This is a genomic window from Mycobacterium ostraviense (assembly GCF_002705925.1).
Lineage (GTDB): Bacteria > Actinomycetota > Actinomycetes > Mycobacteriales > Mycobacteriaceae > Mycobacterium > Mycobacterium ostraviense.
Genome location: NZ_NKRE01000045.1, coordinates 1 through 260, shown reverse-complemented (window position 1 = coordinate 260; position 260 = coordinate 1). Strand labels below are relative to the sequence as shown.

1 protein-coding gene is annotated in these 260 nt (G+C 60.4%); it reads right to left on the bottom strand.

Annotation, left to right across the window (positions count from 1 at the left end; all coding sequences use genetic code 11):
- A partial coding sequence (locus CDN38_RS33655) for a hypothetical protein (RefSeq protein ID WP_142361394.1) occupies nucleotides 1-260 on the bottom strand: 260 nt, incomplete at both ends.

The window sequence follows — 260 nt, the reverse complement described above, 5'->3', positions numbered from 1 at the left end:
CTGTACACGTTGGAGCTGCTGCTGTTCTTGTCGTACGAACGGAACAGCGAGCCATCGCTGTAGTAGGTGTCCGGAGCTTTTTCACGCAGCGAGTCCGGGGTGCCGGTCCAGCTGAAACCACCCTTCCATTCGTTGGTGCCGCGCTTGACGTTGACGCTGGTCACGCCACCGGTGGAGAAACCGTACTGAGCACCATAGCCGCCGGTCTGCACGTCCAGCTGATCGATGGCCTGGTACGGGATCTCCGAGAAGGACAGGCT